The organism is Campylobacter sp. FU_497 (genome assembly GCF_025772425.1).
GTDB classification, from domain to species: Bacteria; Campylobacterota; Campylobacteria; order Campylobacterales; family Campylobacteraceae; genus Campylobacter_D; species Campylobacter_D lari_C.
The window spans coordinates 1-622 of the sequence record NZ_JAKMSC010000040.1 but is presented as its reverse complement, the minus strand read 5'-3'; the positions used below and the strand labels follow the sequence as shown (position 1 = coordinate 622).

Sequence of the window (622 nt, the reverse complement as noted above, 5' to 3'; positions counted from 1 at the left end):
GCCTTCGAAGGAGTCTAACGGGGAATTTCCTTTTATATCCACTATATATTTAATTGTCTTTAATAGTAAGGTGTTAGTGTTTAAAATGATTTCTTTGTAATTGTTGATATAAAAAGTAGTTTTTATATGCAAATTATATAATTTAAGCAAAGTGTTTATACCCTTTTGATCTAGAAAATCCGCCAAAAGAGTAAAATTGGGCATATAAAACAAAATTACCTTTTCATTTCTTATTTCTTCACTTAAATCTAAATAATGAAAAACTAAATAAATAATCTCTAATTCTTCTTCAAAAATAATTAAATGATTTCTAATAGGATTAGAAAGCAAAGCTTTATATAAAATTCCATTACCTAAACCATAAAAAAATAAAACAGGGTATCTTAAATACTCTCCATTGAAAAGTTTTAAACTTTCATCTAATTCTTTTAAAGGATCTTTATAAATAAATTCTTTTCTTTTTTTATCTAATATATTAATATCTAAATTATCACTACTTCCTTGAAAAAGTTCAAATTGCTTACACTCTTTAAGCTCTCTTAGCTTTAGAGCTAAAGGCTGATCTTTTTCAAATAATGCTTGAGTATTTTTTAAAAAAAGTTCATTCATTGGGGTTACCTTG

1 pseudogene is annotated in these 622 nt (G+C 24.4%); it reads right to left on the bottom strand.

Annotated elements, in window-relative coordinates:
* Window positions 1-609 (bottom strand): annotated as a pseudogene (locus L8W68_RS08185) (DUF115 domain-containing protein); the annotation flags it as partial.
* Window positions 610-622 lie beyond the last annotated feature (13 nt).